The following is a 19670-nucleotide window of genomic DNA, read 5'->3' on the forward strand; positions in this document are numbered from 1 at the left end:
CTCCGTAGCCTCTATACATTTTTTAGCAGCGCATCAAACCTGCAGTATATCTTTATTTCATTTAAGTAGACAAAAAATCCGCAGGAAGAATTACTTCCTGCGGCCGGTATTATAAAACTAAAAGGTAAGGAGACTCGATATATTTTGCTAAAGCAGATAAGAACTCTGCCGCCGTAGCACCGTCCACGATTTGATGATCGAATGTTATGCTGAGTGGAATCTTCTTGCACGCAGTAACGGTTCCCTCATTCGTAAGTGCCAGCTCCTCTTGGAGAGATCCAATACCTAAAATACCTGTTTCAGTTGGATTTAAGATCGGCGTGAAATATTCAATTCCACTTGCACCTAAGTTTGTGATAGTGAATGTCGAACCTGAAAGTAAGTCTGAACCTGCTTCACCGCTTCGTGCTTTTTCTGTAATCTTCTTCATTTCATCGGCAAGCGTCCCAATAGTTTTTTGCTGTGCATTTTTAATGACAGGGACGAGTAAGCCATCGTCTAGTGACGTTGCGATTCCCAAGTGAACTTCGTTATACACTGTTAATTGCCCATTATGATATTTGGAGTTCATCGATTGCACTTCCTGCAGTGCTAATACGGCTGCCCTTGCCAATAAAACAGTTATGCTTAGTTTTATGTCTGGATGGCTGGCACTTACTTTATTTCGCAATGTCTGCTGGAATTCTATAAGCTGATCCGCGTCAACTTTACGATGTAACGTAAGCTGCGCAGATTGTGCTAAACTTTCCCGCATATTGCGCGCGATGGCTTTTCTCATAGGTGGTAGCCCTTCGCCGATAGATGTGCCGGCTGCAGTTTGTTGTGAAATTGATTCTTTTGGCTGCGGTGTATCCTTGAATGAACCACTGGCCAACACCCGCTCAATATCGCGTTTAGTAATTCTGCCGTTTCCGCCAGAACCTTCTATTGTTTCAATATCAATCGCCTGATCCTTTGCCATTCGTCTGGCAAGCGGTGTAATAAAAATTCGTTCACGGGACGTTTGTTCCGTTTTTGCGTTCATTGAAGGTTGCTTTGCTGAAGAGTCGGGCTTTTCGTATTCTGTAACTTCTACGCTGACGGCATTCGTATCCTGTTTGTCTGCTGCAGAAGCTTTTTCATCTTCTTCTCCAATTATTGCAAGTGCCTCCCCAACTTTCAGTTCATCTTCCACATCACCGAGTTGTTCCAGTAAAACACCTGAACACGGAGCTTCCACGTCTTGATTTAGTTTCTCTGAACTGATCATCAGCACCGGTTCACCTTTCGTAACTGAATCACCCACTTCTTTATACCATTCCGTGATAGTGCCTTCTGTCATCGTCATACCTAACTTTGGCATTACAATTGTTTCGCTCATTAGTATTCACCTCCTGGATCGTCTCAATTACTTTAAATCTGAGATAATTTCTTCAGCTACACGTAATACTTTGTCCGCATCTGGAATATATGCTTTTTCTAAATTGGCTGCAAAAGGCACCGGTGTGTTAGGCGCACATACTGTTTTAATAGGTCCATCTAAGTAATCAAATGCTTTATCAGCTACAACGGACGCCACATCGGTCGCGGTGTTATTATGTGGATTCGATTCATCAATTACGATGAGGCGTCCTGTCTTTTTAACTGACTCTATGACAGTTTCCTGATCCCACGGCGAGATGGTGCGTAAATCAATTACCTCCACTTTTACCCCGTCACTGCTTAAGCGGTCTGCTGTTTCTTCCGCGACTTGAACCATTTTCCCAATGGCGACAATGGTAAGATCACTTCCTTCACGCACCACTTTCGCTTTACCAATTTCAACGGTGTAATATTCTTCAGGAACATCACCTTTCATTCCATACAGCATCTTATCTTCTGAAAAGACCACTAGATTATCATCTTCAATCGCCGCTAGCATAAGACCTTTTGCATCATACGGGTTGGAAGGCACTACGACCTTTACACCCGGAATGGCACCGAATAGGCCATACAATGTTTGTGAGTGTTGTGCCGCCGCCCCTGCTCCGGCTCCGTGAACTGTTCGTACAGTAAGCGGTATTTTTGCTTTGCCGCCAAACATATAGCGCATTTTCGCTCCCTGGTTCAAAATAGGATCCAGCGCGAAACCTACAAAGTCGTTGAACATTAATTCCGCAATTGGACGCAAGCCAGTTGCAGCTGCACCGACAGCTGCACTGAAATACCCGTGCTCTGCAATCGGTGTATCAATTACACGTTCCCGTCCAAACTCTGTTACCAGACCTCTCGATAATCCAAACACGCCGCCGAATGCATCGTCATATCTTCCGTCATCTTGAACTAAGTGATCCACTTCAGCACCGCCTGCTACATCTGTTCCAATTAAAATTACTTTTTCATCATTGCGCATAGACTGTGCCATCGCCTCGTTAATTGCTGTCATGAATGTAAGTTTTCTTTCCGTCATCGTAAGTTCCCCCTTTTCTTATGCAAAAATATCCGTATACAAAGTAGAGATATCCGGAAGCGGACTTTTCTCTGCGAACGCTACTGCCTCATCGATTGTTTTCTTGGCATTCTCTTCAATTTCATCGGCTTGTTTCTCTGTCATCCATTTATTTTTAATAGCTTTTTCGCGGAATTCTGTGATCGGATCACGATCTTTGTTTGGGTCATCATCTGTTTTATATTTCTGTTCATCCCCTTCAAAATGTCCGTAATGTCTATACGTATCGCATTCGATTAAAGTAGGGCCTTCACCGGATTTTGCACGTTCAATTGCTTTTTTAGTAGCTTCATATACCGCTTCCACATCCATACCGTCTACACGAATGCCGGGCATATTGTAGGCAGGTGCTCTTTCAGCAACCGTTTCTGAAGCAGATGCATAACGGAAAGGTGTACCTTCCCCAAATTGATTATTTTCACAAACGAAAATTACAGGTAAGTCTAAAATAGAAGCTAAATTAAGTCCTTCATGGAATGTTCCTTCGTTGGATGCGCCGTCACCAAAGAAACAAACGGCTACATGGTCTTGTCCAAGTGTTTTAATAGTCAATGCGGCACCAGCTGCTAAACCAAAGCCGCCGCCGACAATTCCATTCGCACCAAGCATGCCTTTGTCTACATCAGCAACGTGCATCGATCCGCCTTTTCCTCCGCCAAGTCCATCCCGTTTACCCATAATTTCAGCCATCATACCTTTAATGTCACAGCCTTTTGCAATCGCATGCCCGTGACCGCGATGGGTACTCGTAATGTAATCTTCGTCGTCAAGAAGTGCCATTACACCAGTAGCGACAGCTTCTTCTCCTGCGTATAAGTGTACGAATCCAGGAATAAGCCCTTTTCCAAATGTACGATGTACTTCCTCTTCGAAAAATCGAATTTCATTCATCTTCTGGTAAATCCACAATGTTTTTTGCTGAACCATAAAAAATTCCTCCCTCTATAAATTTTATTGATGAATAGCCCGTCCGAAAAATGCGTTTGCGCTTTCACCGATTGCTTCTGAAACAGTTGGGTGAGCGTGTACGAAATTTGCCAATTCGTGCATCGTTCCTTCCGCATGCTTCAACACCGCTGCTTCATGAATCAATTCTGTTGCATTCGACGCAACGATCACTGCACCGAGAATTTCTCCATACGTCTCCTCCGCAATGATCTTAATAAATCCCTCCGTCTCACCCATTGCGAGTGCTCTGCCGTTTGCAGAAAGAGGGGAAAATGAAGTTCTGACTTGGTATCCTTTTGCTGCTGCGTCTTTTTCATTTAACCCGAACGAAGCGATTTCGGGCTGCGTGTAAACACAGCGCGGGATAGCAGATTGATCTAACGGATGAACGTCCTCTTCTAAAATGGCTAAAATAGCTGTCAATCCTTCAGCGCTGGCCGCGTGAGCGAGTTGATAGCCGCCAATTACATCTCCGATTGCGTATACATTTTTGACGCTCGTTTCATAGCGTTCATTGACAGAAATATAGCCTTCTTTTAAGTCAAGTTTCAATTCTGTAACTGCATCAAGAGTAGGGGTTCTGCCAGTTGCCACAAGTAAATGATCAAATGGGTAGCGCTTGTCTTTCACTAACACGTATTCTTTTGTGATGTGTTCGATCTTTGCATTGGTTAAGACATCCACATGCAGTTCTTGCAAGCGCTGTCTTATAATCTTTCGGGCATCCGCATCTTCAGTCATTAAAATGTCATCTGCTGCTTCGATTACAGTTACCTTTGTACCAAGCGGCGCCATAGCAAAAGCGAGTTCAATCGCAATCACACCGCCTCCTATAATTACCAGTGAAGCAGGCAATTTCTGAATATCAAAAAACGTGTCCGTTGTCAGATAATCGACTTGTTCCAGACCGGGGATGGGTGGAACAAAAGGTCTGCTTCCTGTAGAGACGATTAAGTTTTCTGTTTGCAGCTGTTGCTCATTTACCGTGATGATCTGTTCTTGATTGACCGAAGCAGTGCCATGAAACAAAGTAATTTCGTTTTTCTTAACCAAATACTGTATACCTTGTACTAACGCCGTTACCACTTGATCTTTCCGTTTCATTAATTTCGGGAAATCAATTGATACCTCGCCTGTGGTAATACCCCACTCATTCGCTTGATTGATAGTTTGAATCACTTCACTATGTTGCAGAAGCGCCTTGGACGGTATACATCCGACATTCAGACAAGTGCCGCCCAGTTTATTTTTCTCAATCAGCGCTACCTTTTTACCTGACTGCGCTGCACGGATTGCCGCTACATAACCGCCGGGCCCTGCGCCAATTACCGTTACATCAAACTTTTGCATAACTTCGCATCACCTGCTTTCGCCAGAATTACCCAAGTTCTCTATTCATTTCGTTACTTGAGGTTCATCTATAATAAATGCAAGAAGCGTGCCAAATAAGTTCAGATATAGTAAAAAGCCTTGAATCCATCATATTAATTAGGCACTTGACAATATTCTGTAGGTTTCTCCACTTGAATAAAGTGTCTCATTAAGACAGAGAAGTGTCTCAGTGTATCAAAAAAAGCCCTGAACTAAACCATGGGTTAGTTCAGGGCTGTATTAATGGGCAACCACATTATATTGTTTCATTTTTCGATACATGGTAGCACGTGATATACCCATACGCTTTGCTGCGTGAGCGACCACTCCATTATCGGCTCGTAAAGCTTCTTGAAGTTGCTCTTTTTCTGTTAATTGTGTGTTTCTGGTCATCTCAGGTGGCAAATGAGACGGCGTTAAGATATTTCCATCTGCATTAAATAAAGCTTGTTGGATAACATTTTTTAACTCACGGACATTACCGGGCCAATGGTATTCAAGGAGGCATGTTATGAACGCAGGAGAAATGTGCATGAGCTGCTTTCCAAATTCACCAGCTAACTCCTTAACAAAATGAGACGCTAACGCTGATATATCTTCAGCCCTATCACGAAGCGGCGGAACAGTTAATTGAATAACTTTTAAACGATACAGCAGATCTTCACGAAAATGTCCATCTGACACAGCTTCTGACAGATTGCGATGTGTAGCCGCAATAATTCTCACATCAATTGGAATAGCTTTTGAACTGCCGATTCTGGTCACTTCGCGTTCTTCAAGAATCCGCAACAAATGGACTTGGAGATCCAACGGCATGTCACCAATTTCATCGAGGAAAATGGTTCCGCCCTGAGCCATTTCAAACTTCCCCGGACTTCCTTTAGCACGGGCGCCGGTGAATGCGCCGGCTTCATATCCAGAAAGTTCACTTTCTAACAGATTGCGCGGCACTGCACCACAGTTAATAGCGATGAATGGTTTGTCTTTTCTATTGCTTGCCTGGTGAATGGCTTGGGCAAATACTTCTTTTCCGGTACCTGTTTCCCCAGCAAGAAAAATTGTCGCATCAATTGCCGCTGCCTTTTTCGCCTGCTTCTGAACATATGAAAAGGAATCAGATGACCCGATCATCTTTTGAAACGGGTCCGTTTGTTTCTTTTCATCAAATGTTAGACTGTGTTGCTTTTTAGCATGAGTTGCTGAATTACCAGCTTTCAAAAAAATGATAGCGCCTAAATATATATTTTGAAATAAGACGGGTTGTACTGAACATTGATACAATTGTTTTAGCCGCTGATCCTGTATTACTTCTCTCGAAACCGCCTTCCCGCTGAGCATCGCATAATGTACAAGTTCATCTAATCCTTCCAGGAATTGAGTATGCAGGATATCGGAAATATAAGAGTGGTTATTTGCAACAGCGTTTCTTTGTACTATGTTTTTCTTGCTGTCGACTATTAAAACTGCATCTTGCGAATCTTCCATTGAATTTGTAAGGGAAAGATTGTCATGCAAAATACTTTCATATACTTGGTTAATGATCGTATTAGACAGATTGTGCGCTTCCGATATAATTAATCTCAATGTATGCGGATGAATATGAGGATTGGAACCTGCAATATTGACAACGCCCAACACTTCCCTTGTGAAGGGTGCAATCATAGGGGCGGCTGCACAATACCATTCATGATTTTTCTTACAAAAGTGTTCAGAGAAAAGAACTTGGGCAGGACTTTTGGTTTTTAATGCGACACCTACAGCATTCGTACCGGCAGATTGTTCAGTCCACGTACCGCCGGTAAAAATATTGAGCAGTTCCGCACGTTTCAATGTTTTTCGATGACCAAATGATTGTAATATTGTGCCGTTGAAATCAGTAAAGGATAGCATCGTTTCCGATTCATGCAGTATATCCAATAGACTTTCTGCACGTGGAGTGGCAAACGATAGTAATTGTTCATTTTGCAGCAAACAATTCTCCAGTTCATGATGTGTCAAAATTTCTTCAATGGAAGTTTGAAATGGGTTAACACCAATGGACTTCGAGTTTTCCCAAGAATCAGAAATTTCCTTTCTTACTGATCCGTCAGTAAGTGATCCTATCTCATGATATTGTTTCCAAGCAGTTTTAGTGGAAAGATTGAATTCATTCGGCTCAAGAATAGCTTTTCTAAGTAATTGATTCATATCATTACCCCCATACTGTTCTTCATTGGTTGGCAGCTGCCGCTTATTATGTACACTATACCATAATATGAATAATAAAATGTAAGCGTATTCAAATACACATTGTAATAAAAATAGTTTGGTTAAGGGTATATTCATACTTTGCAAATCACTTAATAAGCCGTCCTCCCTAACCGATTGGGTACGGCTTACTATCATGCAATCTTTACACTGTCTAAAAAGATAAATCCAAATACCAAACCAGCAATCGTTTGGATTGTTGAATTCCCCGCATACATCAACTCCGGCAAAAGCGGCAAAAAATTTACTCCGAACGGCGAAAGTACAAAGACAGGCAATGCTAAAATACAAAGAGACGGCAGCCCTGCCCCTATGAATTTTGCCCAATTAAAGGTCCATTGTTTACTTACTTTGATTTCCTGTATAAGTTTTGGCAACCTGAGCAGTATACCAATCAGAATAGGAAATATTGCTGAAAATAATACAAAGGATGATGGATTATAGTTTTTCATATATTCTTGTTTCAACACCATCTGGTATTGGGCACCTGCATAAATTATAATTCCTAAAACGATCGTCATCCAAAATAGTAAAAGAACTTTCTCATAAACTTCCCCCCCTCTCGTTTTTATAATGACTCTTCCGCGCTTTGACATAATGATCTTCAACTACTTCGCTTCTGTGCAGATGTATTATGTTATGCGAAGGGTAAGATTTTTGGTTTATCTTTCATAACTGTTATACTGGATCATGTAACCGAGCAGTATAGCAGAATTGACAAAGGAGTTATGGATACTATGAAAAAGTTTATTAATGCGACTATATATGGGGATTCGGAATCCCGTGAATTTTTAGTGGAAAATGGCCAGTTTAAAGAAATTGGCAACGACTTACATGGAGCAGATGAAGTAATTGATTTACAAGGCCGTTTAGTGCTGCCTCCTTACGTTGATCCGCATTTACATTTAGACTACATTTTCTCAGGCCTTGGAGAAGGAAATGCGAACGTTTCAGGTACATTATTTGAAGGTATACAGCGCTGGAGTGATAATAAGAAATCACTGACTGAAGTAATGGTGCGCGAGCGTGCAATTAAAGGAATTCAAAAAGAATTAAGTAAAGGCGTTCAATTTATCCGTACACATGTAGATATTACTGACCCTAATTTAACAGGGATGAAAGCTTTAGTTAAACTGCGTGATGAATTGAAAGATATTGTTACCTTACAGCTTGTAGCATTTCCTCAAGAAGGATTCTTCAGATATAAAGGGGCAGAACGTTTAATGGAGGAAGCACTTGAAATGGGTGCTGACGTCGTTGGCGGGATTCCGCACTTTGAGATATCCTATGAACATGGTGTGGAATCATTGCGGCGTATTGTCGACATGGCAATAAAGCACAATGTGATGATTGATATTCACTGTGATGAAAACGATGATCCAAATAGCCGATTCTTAGAAGTGTTGAACGCACTCGTTATGGAAAAAGACTATGGTAAATATACCACAGCCAGTCATACATGCAGCTTCGGTTCAGTTGATAACAGTTATGCAAATAAAATGTTAGGGTTATTTAAAGAATCGCAGATAAACTTTATTTCCTGCCCAACCGAAAACGCACATCTGCAAGGACGCGGTGACAGTTATCCTAAACGCCGCGGCTTAACCCGGGTAAAAGAGTTGTTGGAAAATGGAAATAACGTCGCATTTGCTCAAGATTCAATTGCGGATTACTGGTATCCGTTAGGCAATGGAAATATGATGAATATTTTAGACAATGGAATTCATTTAGCACATTATACACATATTGATGAAATTAATAAGGCGTTCAATCTCATCACATACAACGGCGCAAATATTATGAGGGTTACTGATGAGTATGGTATTGAAGCAGGAAAACCGGCTAATTTTATCGTGCTGGATGCACAAGACGCGTATGAAGCAATTCGCGAGCGATCGGAAGTACTAATGTCCGTCAGGAATGGCAAGTATTTATTCAAACGTGAACCGCGAAGAAATGAAATAGAAATAGATTTCTTAAAACAATAATAAAATTACCTGAAGAATTTATTCTCCTCAAACTTTATGTTGAGGAGAATTTTTTATTTGCTGATCGATCAGTTTTTAATCGACTTGAACTTTTGCTTTCTGAGGCCTTTCGGTAAACTGCCCTCACTTGTTATCATCTTAAAAGTCAAGCCCAGTTAAATCATACCTTTTATCTTCCACATACTTCCTTCTTATGATTATACCAAACATTTTCGGGATTCATGTCGTCGTTATGAATAATTCCATAAGAAATCAAGGACAAGCAGATTTCATACAGCGGCTGAATTCAAATGGATGCATATTGCGTATAGGTACTCGTGCTATAATTAAAGAAAATGAAGCGGCAGACAGACAAGGGGCGGAAATATTGAGGTTGAATCAATACATTAGTTCTTCAGGATTCTGTTCCAGAAGACAGGCAGAGCGGTATATTACTGCTGAAAAAGTTCTGGTAAACGGAATAGTTGCGTCTCATGTTTATTTTGTTCAAGATGATGACCAGGTCGAAGTTGACGGTCATAGAATCACACATACTGTTGAAACAGTTTATATTATGCTGAATAAACCGCGTGGAATTATTTGTACAGCATCTCCTGCTGTTTCGGATAATATTTTAGACTTTGTATCCTATCCGGAACGCATCTTTCCAGTAGGGCGTCTGGATAAAGAAACAGAAGGCCTCATTTTATTAACAAATGACGGAAGTATTGTAAACGCATTAATGAGAGTGGAAAACAATCAGGAAAAAGAGTATATCGTAACTGTCGACAGAATCATCACAGATGAATTTATTACAAATTTATCAAGCGGCGTAGATATTTATAACCCGAAAAAGAAAGACTATACGAGAACCAATCCTTGCCGTGTCATTCAGCTGGATGAATACTCATTCCGTATGACGCTTTCACAAGGATTGAACCGGCAAATCCGCAGAATGTGCAGACGATATCAATATACCGTCACGCGCCTGCAAAGAGTCCGGATCAAAAACATTCAACTTGGTTCGCTGGAGCGCGGTCACTGGCGCTATTTAACTGATGAGGAAATTGCAGGACTCAAAGTGTAAACATATACCTTCATAAAAATAACCTGACAACGCAAATGCGATGCCAGGTTATTTTACTTATTTCATACTATTATTTTTTACTATTTTTACAGGCAGGAACAGTTCTCCCGTTTCTAAATACGTTATAGACAGCTGATCGCCTGCTTCAATATAAATTGACAGCGGCTCTAGTTCTGATGATACCAGGAAATTGCGGCCATCTTCTGCCAGGATAGAGACTAGCGTGAAATCACCGACCCGTTCTTTGAATACGCGTGTAACTGTAATATTTGCCTTCGCTTCTTCTGCACCGGAACTTCCATCAACTGTACTGCCGCCCCGTTGAAGTGCCGTTTTATACAATTTCAACGCTTCATTCGGTGAATTTGCAAATACAGAGATCTCAGGATTTGCAGCGGATACGATGAAGTAGTTTTGCAGAAATCCATTCGAATCAAGTACCGGCGTTAACCAGCTGGCTTCACCATAAAAGTTGTACAGAACCGGCATTTCTCCGCTCCATTTCTTTTCTATAAACTTCTTTTCAATGATCTGAAGAGCCCCTTGGGAATCCATATATGATTCTTCCAGATTTCCCGTATAATACGTTGCTTTCCCAGTCCGCCCATCTGTTAATGAATAGCCAAGCATTGAATCAACGCCTTCTTTGGGGCTAGTGAAATCAGTGAAGTAATACATATGTCCATCCGCATCAAAAATAGGGCTGACATTTGCTTCCGTACCTTCATCTGAAGGAATCTTCACATCTTTTTTCCCGACTAGTGAATTCCAGAAACCATGAATATAATTTCCAAAATAACTATTTTGAAGGCTTACTGCTTCAGGGGAAACCGCTCCATTAATAAATTCAGGAATATCCTGCAGCGCAAACTTTTTCGTTGCACCCGTTTCAGGATCCAGCATCACAATTCCTTTAGCATTGAACCCGTTCCGCGCAGATATGAATTCACCGTATGTGCGAATATAATGCGGCTTTCCTTCATCATCGACTTCCAATTGTACGTCTCCATAAAATATTAAATCCGGCATTTCCATCCGCATTTTACGGTCCACTTTTTTATGGAAAAAAGATGATGGTGTGTAGGCCATTTCCGATTGGATAAATTTCGGATTATCCGCTGAATCTGTTGCGCTCATCGTAAAATAACCCGGTGTCGTTTTTCCATTAAACCATTTAAAAAAACCTGAAAATTCAACAGGGGCAATATACACAAATTGATTATTTACTCTTTGAATCTGTAAATGACCCAGCTCATAATAGCTCGTATTGGGCACCTGACCAAAAGCCTTTTTCATTTTATTTCGCGCAAATTTCGGAGGTACACTGGCCGGTGTTTTCGTTTCGTCAAATGCAGTAATCTCTACTTTTTGGGACATTTCCACTATGTCATACTTTTTATTCGCGTTGAATAGCGGTGCACTTAACACATATGCACCAATCATCAGTGCGGCCAGCGATACGATCATTTTCACTTTGCGTTCGATACCTGTCGAAACAACTGCGCCTGCAATTGCGGCAACGAGCAGCAATGCCCAAAGTGAGGTCCAATTACGATCTAGATTCGTTACGTAATAAAAGATAAAGACACCAATTGTGCTAATCGCTGTGATCATCACCAAAGCAGTCCAGCGGTTAAAAGACAAGGATTCTTTTTTTGCAGTTACAGAAAGGATTGGAACCAGAATAACACTGGCGACAACACCCGCAAGTAATGAAAATATCAGCAAATTCCACATAAACAACACTCTTTTCCGCATTCAAGATTTTATTCCTTGCTACATATACGTGCGAGATTGGAAATCGTTTCAACATATGCTCAATTCTTCATGTCCTTAAGCATCAGATGTTTTATTCTCCAAATCATATCCATGACGTTTGCTGTTCTTAAACGGAAGATGTTTCATATATGAACATATAATAAAAAACACCTGTGAAGAACATGTAATTGTTCTTACACAGATATTTTTTCATTGTATATTGGCGTTATGATGAAGTAACGCATATATGATGTAAATCATTTATCAGCATGTCTACATGCTCTCTTTTTGTAGCCCAGCTAGTACAGATTCTAATCGTACTGTGGGTCGCGTCAAATTTTTCCCAATGGGTGAAGGAATACTTTTTACTTAATTCTGTCACGACATAATCAGGTAAAATCGGGAATTGTTGATTTGTCGGAGAATCATAACGCAATGTAAATCCATTCTCAATAAATGCCTCCCGAATAATCGAAGCCATTTCCACAGCGTGTTTTGAAACTTCGTAATACAAACCATCTTCAAATAGGGTTTCAAATTGTATCCCTAATAATCTGCCTTTAGCCAGCAAACCGCCGCGCTGTTTGATAAAGTATCGAAAATCTTTCTTTAATGATTCGTTTATGATCACGACTGCCTCACCAAACATGGCACCTATTTTCGTACCGCCAATATAAAACACATCACATAATCTGGCATAGTCCGCTAACGTCAGATTATTATCGGCAGAAGCTAACCCGTAGCCCAGTCTGGCGCCGTCCATGATTAACGGCAGCTTACATTCCCTGCAAACGTCACGTAAGGCTTCTAATTCAGCTTTATTATACGTGGTACCAAATTCAGTAGGGTTAGAAATGTAAACTAAACCTGGCTGCACCATATGCACTTGGGAATCATCAGTAAAATGCGCGTCATATAAATCTTTCACTTGCGCCGCACTAATTTTACCGTCTTCACTCGGCAAAGTCAGCACTTTATGTCCCGCAGCTTCAATGGCTCCCGTTTCATGCGATGCGATATGTCCGCTGACTGCAGATATTGCGCCTTGATGGGGACGCAATATTGACGCGATAATCGTAGTGTTCGTTTGAGTCCCGCCTACTAGGAAATGTATATCTGCATCTTCAGCTCCGCACTCTCTGCGGATATATTCACGGGCAACTTCGCAGTGTTCATCTGTTCCATATCCGGCCGTCTGTTCTTCGTTCGTCTCGATCAATCGTTGTAAAATGCGTTCATGTGCTCCTTCTGTATAATCATTATCAAATCGTATCATGATACGTCCCTCTCCAAACTGCTTAGTTTGTTTGTCAGTATAACATAAAAACACGTACTATTATTCGTTGAAGTACTGCTTATAAAATGATAAAACTCTTCCGTTAAGCGTGAATTTTCTTACAAAAAATAGTTAATGAAAAAATGCATAAACAAGCGAAAAACCGTCAGTCAGGTCTTTGCTTGTTTATGCATTTTATGTATATACGGGACCATTTTTTTAATTTGCAGTTCATTCAGTTAAGACTCTGCCGTTTGATAATTTCTTTAACTGCTCTCTGAATCTTAATCGTACTCCGTCGAGCGCCGTTTCGGGCAGATGCTTTTCACACCAATCAGCGATCTTATTGGCGCGGCGCAAATAGGATTACTGAAACACCGATCAGACAGATTGCTGCACCTAGAAAGTCGTACACATCTGGCGTTTTTTTATCAATACCCCATCCCCATAATACGGACAGAAAAACAAAAACCCCTCCGTAGGCAGCGTACACCCTTCCAAATGACGGGAACATTTGGAAGGTGACGATTACACCGTATAAAATTAAGGCGATTCCCCCTAACAGTCCTAAAACAGCGGATTTCCCCTCCCTCAGCCATTGCCAAATAAGATAACCTCCGCCAATTTCAGCTAAGCCAGCTAAAATGAAAATGACAGCCACCTTAAACATCCATAAAACCTCACTTTATTCATCTGATTAAAATCGTCTTGTCGCAGCGCTGTCTTTTTGCAGCTGCTGAACCTGTCCGGGAACCTTGTTACCTGCTGCAGACAACTGCGCGTCCGCTTAATGGTGATCCGCACCTATCATGACTGAACTCGCTTAAAAAAGTATGACACAATTAATCAGCCGCGTAATTTTTTAATAAAAGTATAACGATTCCCGGTTTCAAAACTACAGTCAGGGACTAAAGAATTCCTTCGAAGTTCTATAGCCAATTTGTGTAAAACAAGGGTAATCATTGCCCGTTCACTTTCATTAATGGTGAATTCCAAACCATATTGATAAATATCCGGTTTAATTTCATTCATCCATACAATTGAGCCAAGCAGCGTAATTGTTTCTCCGAATATATACGTCTCAAATTTCAGAATGATATTGGGATTTACTGTGAGCTTTAAATCCGTTAAAAAGCGAAGGCCGCCCATTCCGATATTTTCGATTAATACTGCTGTTTTGCCTACATCCACCGCACGGCCATTGATGCGTGTGAGAGTCATTGAACCGCTTAGCGGGTAATGAAGAGGAACCCGGAAAAATTTTCTTTTTTCTTCGAACACTTCATTTTCTGATGTATGCTCATTTGGTATATTAATAGTCTTCATCCTTAATAATTCTTCAAATTCATCAGCGGGTACAGGCTTTGAGAATAAATAGCCCTGAATAATCTTACATCCCATTTGTTTTAGAATATGATATTGTTCATATGTTTCTACGCCTTCAGCTACAACGCTCATGTTCAGGCTTTCGGCAAGTGTAATTATAGCCTGAGTAATAAGATTCGTTTCATTTTCATCATCGGTGCTTAAGTCAGCTACAAAAGAACGATCAATTTTCAATGTATGGATGTATTTATTAAACTTGGTTAAAGAAGACAGTGAGGAATAACCTGTCCCGAAATCATCCAAGGAGATAGTTACTCCTGTGCTGATCAAGTCACTTAAAGTTGACAGCACAATCTTCTCATTTTCTAACATCGAAGTCTCAACAATTTCTATTTCGATAAATTCGGATCCAAGCTGGGCATCCGTCAAAATCTCCTGGAAGTCCTCAACAAGACTTTTATCCATAAATTGTTTTGCCGATATGTTCACTGAAAGAGGAATTGACGGCAAACCCATTTCTTGCCACTTCTTCATTTGTTGAGCTGCCCTCTTATTCATTTCACGGCCTACTTCAGCTGTCAATCCTTGTTCTTCTATAATCGGGATGAATTCGTCTGGAGACAGAATTCCCCATTCCGGGTGATTCCATCTAATTAACGCTTCAGCGCCGACAATTTCGTAATTTTTTGTACTGACCTTTGGCTGAAAGTAATATTCCAGCTGATTCTCTTCAAGCGCTTGCCGAATGTCTGCCCCTAACTTAAAGGCTCTGAATTTCCTGATATCCATAGTAGAAGAATATATTTTAAAGGTGCTTTTCCCCTTCCGCTCTGCGTGGTGCAAGGCTATATCCGCATTTTTCATGAGAGAGATTGAATCCTTACCATCAGTCGGAAACATACTGATCCCGAAGCTCGCCGTCATAAAAAGCCGGTATGGGTCTATGGTAAATTCTTCTTCCATTGAACTGATAATTTGGTTTACTGTTTCAATTACTCTATTGCTGGTTTTGCAGTCGGGAGAAATGATTGCAAACTCGTCACCGCTCATCCTGTACAGTTGGTGTTCATCCCCAAGTACTGCCGTTAAGCGTTTGGCAATTGCTTTCAGTAACTCATCTCCGACACGATGGCCAAGTGTATTATTTGTATATTTAAATCGGTCCAAATCCAGATACACAATAGCCAGCCTCTGATCCAATGTTTCGGCTATCAGTAATTCTTTTTCCAGGTTTTCTTCAAAAGATTTTCGATTTGGCAGTTCAGTTAATTGGTCATAGTAGGCAAGGTAATTAATTTGCTCCCAGGATCTTTCTCTCTCGGTAATATCAATGGCTGTACCTAAAATGATCGGTCCTTTGTCTATATGGATCATTTTGGAATGTAATTCGACTTTTATGACAGATCCATTCTCACGCAAAACGCGAGTATAATGTGTCAGACCTTCCTCTTTACCTTGCAGCCAATCGAAGTCAGATTGCAGTTCACTTAGATCTTCAGGATGAACATAATGGAACACACTGAAACCGGTGTCAGGATATTTAGTTCCGAGAAGCTGATGATAGTATGGATTACCGTACAAGAGATTCCCATCCAGTAAAATAAACACACCTGCCAAAGCTTCTTCCACAATACCCCTGAATTTCTCCTCGGACTCCAGCAATTGATTTTCAATTTTCCTGGCTTCCGCTTGATCTTTCACAATTCCAAACACACCGGTTACATTTCCCTCTATAATCGCGGGAATAAGGGTAATATGAATCGGTATACTCTTTCCGTTTCTATGAACTAGAAAAGATTCCATGCTCTTTGTTTTTCCGTCAAGAACTTTTGTGAGGTTTTCCTGATAATTTATCCGTTCGTCAGTCAGGAAATAGCCGGTTAGCGGTGTGTTCAAAACTTCTTCAACTGAATAACCGATCAGTATTTCTAAATTCTTATTTGCATGATCTATTAGATTATCACTATTTAAATAAAGTACAATATCAGGATTATTCTCAAACATGGAGTTATAAAATGTATCTTTATCTACATTTTCCATTCACAGCTTCCTCTCACATTCAGTCTAAATACTCACTTTCAACTAGTTAAAATATTATAATAATACCTATTATAGTACCAGATATTATTTTTATTGATACTAAATAGTAAGAAAATATTAATTGAAGTATATATTTCAAATTATACCGTAAAATTTTTTGAATGATTCGGACAATAAAAGAAGACCATCACTTTGACGGTCTTCTTTTATTAAACGGCCTATTTTACGCCCAGCTGTCGCTATAGCTGCAGAATATATTCCTTACAGTGAGGGTAGGTCCTATGCCTGATATCTGATGTCGTTATTGTCTTGCGTGATTATGATATGTCTGGATCTGATCAGATAATGCCACCTAGTCACTCAGGCAAATTCAACTGCCAGGATACACCGAAATGATCATTCAGCCATCCAAATTTTTTACTGAATCCATAGTTATTTATAGGCATAAGCGCTGTGCCGTTTTCCATCATTTTATTATAAAGCCTGTCTATTTCTTCTTCGGTGTCACAGGTAAGGCAGATGGAAAATGACGGAGTAAAAGTAAACTCATGTTTCACATGACTGTCTATACACATGAATTCCTGTCCTTTTAACGTAAATACAGCCTGCATAACTGTACCATCTTCTCCGGGACCTTCAGCTCCGTATTTTGTAATATGTTTAATTTCTGAATCCTCTATAAGCGATGTGTAAACGTTCATAAATTCTTCTGCTGTACCGTCCTGAAACATTAAAAATGGTGTTGCACTCTTCATATTCAACTTTCCTTTCTCCTCTAAATTGCTTCGTCTAATCTCCCTTTGACCGTGTATCCGACGCATTCTTCTGTAATAGCGGCGCACATTAAACGAATATCTGGTTCAATTTATCTTTATCATCCAAATGTTTTTGTATGAATGTTTTTAGTTCGTCTTCACTTTCAAATGCGCTGAAATCTTCTCCGTACCAGCTTTGCAGATCTTCTTTTGTTATTTTGTACTCTTCACCATCAAAGTTACAGATGATCCAGTCAGCATTCTGAATCAGCGCAAATAAAAATGTGGCGTTATAAATAGCCGTCTCTTTATTGTGTTGTTCTGTTTCCGCTTCATCATAATTCAATACAATGCCATACGGTTCTTCTTTTGTCTTAAGTTCAAATTCTTTGAAATGGCCCGCAAACCTCAGGTGGTTTACAATGTTCCCCACCGCACTGTTGTCTCCGACATATGATCCTTTAAATATAAATACATCTTCATCCGCACTTCTTGTATTACACCCGCTTATAAATAAAATTGCCAACAATAAAAAAGACAGAAGTGCAGTTATTTGCTTCATAGGCATTCCCCCCGTACTGCATTTTATACAGAAACCGTCTCAATACTTATCCAATCCCAGCATTGCAGTTATTTTATTCCTTAATATTATAACAAAGATACAAGACAGCCGCTGTTATGTCGGTCTGCCTGGTGTCTTATGCCGTATAAAAGAAGTGGTCGATTTGGTTTTGCACCTCATTGAACAGCTGCTGCAAAAGGCATTTCCTTTGGCGCTATATTCATTTCCTGGGGAATGAATGATTCTGCATGCGAGCTTATATGTAACCGAAATCACAGGTAAGTAGTACTTTCATTGATAATGAAGCAGCGATTCGTTTCGCCCGCATTTCGTCGATTTCATAGATAATTAGATAGAATAATACAAAGCAAAGAACCGACATACTCCATGTAACAAATACTCAGCAACGCGCGGAATACATACGATTCTCCTTTACACAAATACCCCCGCTCTGAAGCAGAAAGGGGGACCCTGCAGCACTCACTGCGCTTCATCATCCTTCTCATCACATGGAGGTTTTTTGACAATCGTTTTTCCGCCCGAATACAACCCGCTGGCCGACAGCCCCATAATGATTCCGCTGAGCACCCCGGACTTCCAGTCGTGCGGAAACAAATAGAAGATTCCGCCTCCGATACCGAATAGCAGCGCAAAGATCGGCATCAGCTTTTTAGGCAGTCCATAAACTTTCAGCACCTCAATTAACCCAATAATTACTGGGATCAGTACAATATCCGTTACATCCACTGCGTGTCCCTCCTCTTTTTTCTATTCTATTCACACTATATGCAAGATGAATCGGCCCTTTGCATACAGTGTAGAAGAAACATTACCGAAAGGAGTGTCGTATGGTTACTGGACTGCTCATTATTTTAGGGTTGGTGTTATTGCTGCCGTTTACGGTGCCGCGCATCGAACGTAATCTGGAGATATTTTTATTTGTTATGGGGTGTGCTGCGGCATTTGTCAGCGGTCTGCTGAATTCAGAGCTGTGGTTGCAGGCATTGCATGACCCTTTGCACATTACACTTGCAGTTGTCGGCGCAGGAATTATATTTCGCTGGCTGCGCATGCCATTTGAAAAAGCAGTGCTGTCGGGAAGCCGCATCATTCCGTTCCGTCTGTTTCTTGCGCTGATTATTATAGTTCTCGGATTGATCTCCAGCATCATCACTGCAATTATTGCGGCACTTGTGCTTGTTGCGATTGTTTCCGTTCTGCAGATGGACCGGCAATCAGAAATTCGTTTTGTCGTATTGGCGTGTTACGCAATCGGGATGGGAGCTGTGCTGACGCCAATCGGAGAGCCGCTTTCTACGATTGCGACGAATAAACTCGGTGAAGACTTTTATTATCTGATGAATTTACTGGGCTCTGATATCGCCGCGGGTGTTTTCGTGTTCGGCCTTCTCGCTATTTTCCTCATTCGTCCGCGCAGCCGCTCGCTTCCGCGTTCATCCGGACAAGCGGCAGAATCGTACATAAGCATCTTCGTGCGCGGCGTGAAAGTCTATGTCTTCGTCTTCGCCTTGACACTTCTCGGTGCAGGGTTCGAACCGCTTATTAGCTTGTATTTGCTCGATCTCCATCCGCTGACATTGTACTGGATTAATATGATCTCAGCTGTACTGGACAATGCGACGCTTGCCGCGGCGGAAATCAGTCCCTCGATGGATGAGCCCACCATTCAAGCGCTGCTGCTTGGATTGCTGATCAGCGGCGGGATGCTAATTCCCGGGAATATCCCGAATATCATCGCGGCAGGCAAGCTCAATATCCGAAGCGGTGAATGGGCGCGTGTCGGCGTACCGCTCGGTTTACTTGCGATGGCGGTGTATTTTGTGATTTTAGTAGGCAGACAATGAA

Annotated in this window: 16 protein-coding genes; 3 read left to right on the forward strand and 13 right to left on the reverse strand. The window is 41.1% G+C overall.

All coding sequences use genetic code 11. The features are described from left to right. Positions 1 to 109: 109 nt before the first annotated feature. From SporoP33_RS01075 to SporoP33_RS01100, 6 genes are all read right to left on the reverse strand, one after another. The gene (locus tag SporoP33_RS01075) at positions 110 to 1360 is read right to left on the reverse strand and encodes a dihydrolipoamide acetyltransferase family protein (RefSeq protein WP_081242027.1); all 1251 of its coding nucleotides are present in this window, start codon (positions 1358 to 1360) and stop codon (positions 110 to 112) included. A gap of 27 nt (positions 1361 to 1387) precedes the next feature. Continuing rightward, positions 1388 to 2428, reverse strand: coding sequence for an alpha-ketoacid dehydrogenase subunit beta (locus tag SporoP33_RS01080; protein WP_081242028.1), 1041 nt, complete (start codon positions 2426 to 2428; stop codon positions 1388 to 1390). An 18-nt stretch (positions 2429 to 2446) separates the two neighbouring features. Then, entirely contained in the window at positions 2447 to 3394 is a 948-nt protein-coding gene (locus tag SporoP33_RS01085) for a thiamine pyrophosphate-dependent dehydrogenase E1 component subunit alpha (RefSeq protein ID WP_081242029.1), read from the reverse strand. A gap of 24 nt (positions 3395 to 3418) precedes the next feature. Next, complete coding sequence (gene lpdA / locus SporoP33_RS01090; protein ID WP_081242030.1) at positions 3419 to 4765, reverse strand: dihydrolipoyl dehydrogenase; 1347 nt, start codon at positions 4763 to 4765, stop codon at positions 3419 to 3421. Between the two features lie 261 nt (positions 4766 to 5026). Next, the gene (locus SporoP33_RS01095) at positions 5027 to 6973 is read right to left on the reverse strand and encodes a sigma-54-dependent Fis family transcriptional regulator (RefSeq protein WP_081242031.1); all 1947 of its coding nucleotides are present in this window, start codon (positions 6971 to 6973) and stop codon (positions 5027 to 5029) included. Between the two features lie 194 nt (positions 6974 to 7167). Further along, positions 7168 to 7641: a hypothetical protein gene (locus SporoP33_RS01100; protein WP_155961286.1), complete on the reverse strand. Its 474-nt coding sequence runs from the start codon at positions 7639 to 7641 to the stop codon at positions 7168 to 7170. A gap of 129 nt (positions 7642 to 7770) precedes the next feature. Here SporoP33_RS01100 and SporoP33_RS01105 point away from each other — a divergent pair, with 129 nt between their 5' ends. Beyond that, positions 7771 to 9021 (forward strand): amidohydrolase family protein, encoded by a 1251-nt coding sequence (locus SporoP33_RS01105; protein ID WP_081242033.1) that lies wholly within the window; start codon positions 7771 to 7773, stop codon positions 9019 to 9021. 367 nt (positions 9022 to 9388) lie between these two features. Continuing rightward, complete coding sequence (locus tag SporoP33_RS01110; protein ID WP_081244707.1) at positions 9389 to 10087, forward strand: pseudouridine synthase; 699 nt, start codon at positions 9389 to 9391, stop codon at positions 10085 to 10087. Positions 10088 to 10144: 57 nt separating this feature from the next. On the opposite strand, the gene SporoP33_RS01115 is transcribed toward SporoP33_RS01110, so the two are convergent. From SporoP33_RS01115 to SporoP33_RS01145, 7 genes are all read right to left on the reverse strand, one after another. Further along, the gene (locus tag SporoP33_RS01115) at positions 10145 to 11824 is read right to left on the reverse strand and encodes a sulfite exporter TauE/SafE family protein (protein ID WP_081242034.1); all 1680 of its coding nucleotides are present in this window, start codon (positions 11822 to 11824) and stop codon (positions 10145 to 10147) included. 247 nt (positions 11825 to 12071) lie between these two features. After that, positions 12072 to 13121, reverse strand: coding sequence for a threonine aldolase family protein (locus SporoP33_RS01120; protein WP_081242035.1), 1050 nt, complete (start codon positions 13119 to 13121; stop codon positions 12072 to 12074). 343 nt (positions 13122 to 13464) lie between these two features. After that, positions 13465 to 13791, reverse strand: coding sequence for a YnfA family protein (locus SporoP33_RS01125; protein WP_081242036.1), 327 nt, complete (start codon positions 13789 to 13791; stop codon positions 13465 to 13467). A 176-nt stretch (positions 13792 to 13967) separates the two neighbouring features. Beyond that, entirely contained in the window at positions 13968 to 16487 is a 2520-nt protein-coding gene (locus SporoP33_RS01130) for an EAL domain-containing protein (RefSeq protein ID WP_081242037.1), read from the reverse strand. Between the two features lie 356 nt (positions 16488 to 16843). Next, positions 16844 to 17242, reverse strand: a complete 399-nt coding sequence (locus SporoP33_RS01135) for a VOC family protein (RefSeq protein WP_081244708.1) — start codon at positions 17240 to 17242, stop codon at positions 16844 to 16846. An 88-nt stretch (positions 17243 to 17330) separates the two neighbouring features. Further along, a complete protein-coding gene (locus tag SporoP33_RS01140; protein ID WP_081242038.1) occupies positions 17331 to 17804 on the reverse strand; it encodes a DUF4825 domain-containing protein in 474 nt (157 codons plus the stop codon). Between the two features lie 480 nt (positions 17805 to 18284). Further along, on the reverse strand, positions 18285 to 18551 hold the full coding sequence (locus tag SporoP33_RS01145; RefSeq protein WP_081242039.1) for a hypothetical protein: 267 nt from the start codon (positions 18549 to 18551) through the stop codon (positions 18285 to 18287). Positions 18552 to 18652: 101 nt separating this feature from the next. Here SporoP33_RS01145 and SporoP33_RS01150 point away from each other — a divergent pair, with 101 nt between their 5' ends. Beyond that, the gene (locus SporoP33_RS01150) at positions 18653 to 19669 is read left to right on the forward strand and encodes a DUF1646 family protein (protein ID WP_081242040.1); all 1017 of its coding nucleotides are present in this window, start codon (positions 18653 to 18655) and stop codon (positions 19667 to 19669) included. Position 19670: the final 1 nt, after the last annotated feature.

Source organism: Sporosarcina sp. P33 (genome assembly GCF_002077155.1).
GTDB lineage: Bacteria > Bacillota > Bacilli > Bacillales_A > Planococcaceae > Sporosarcina.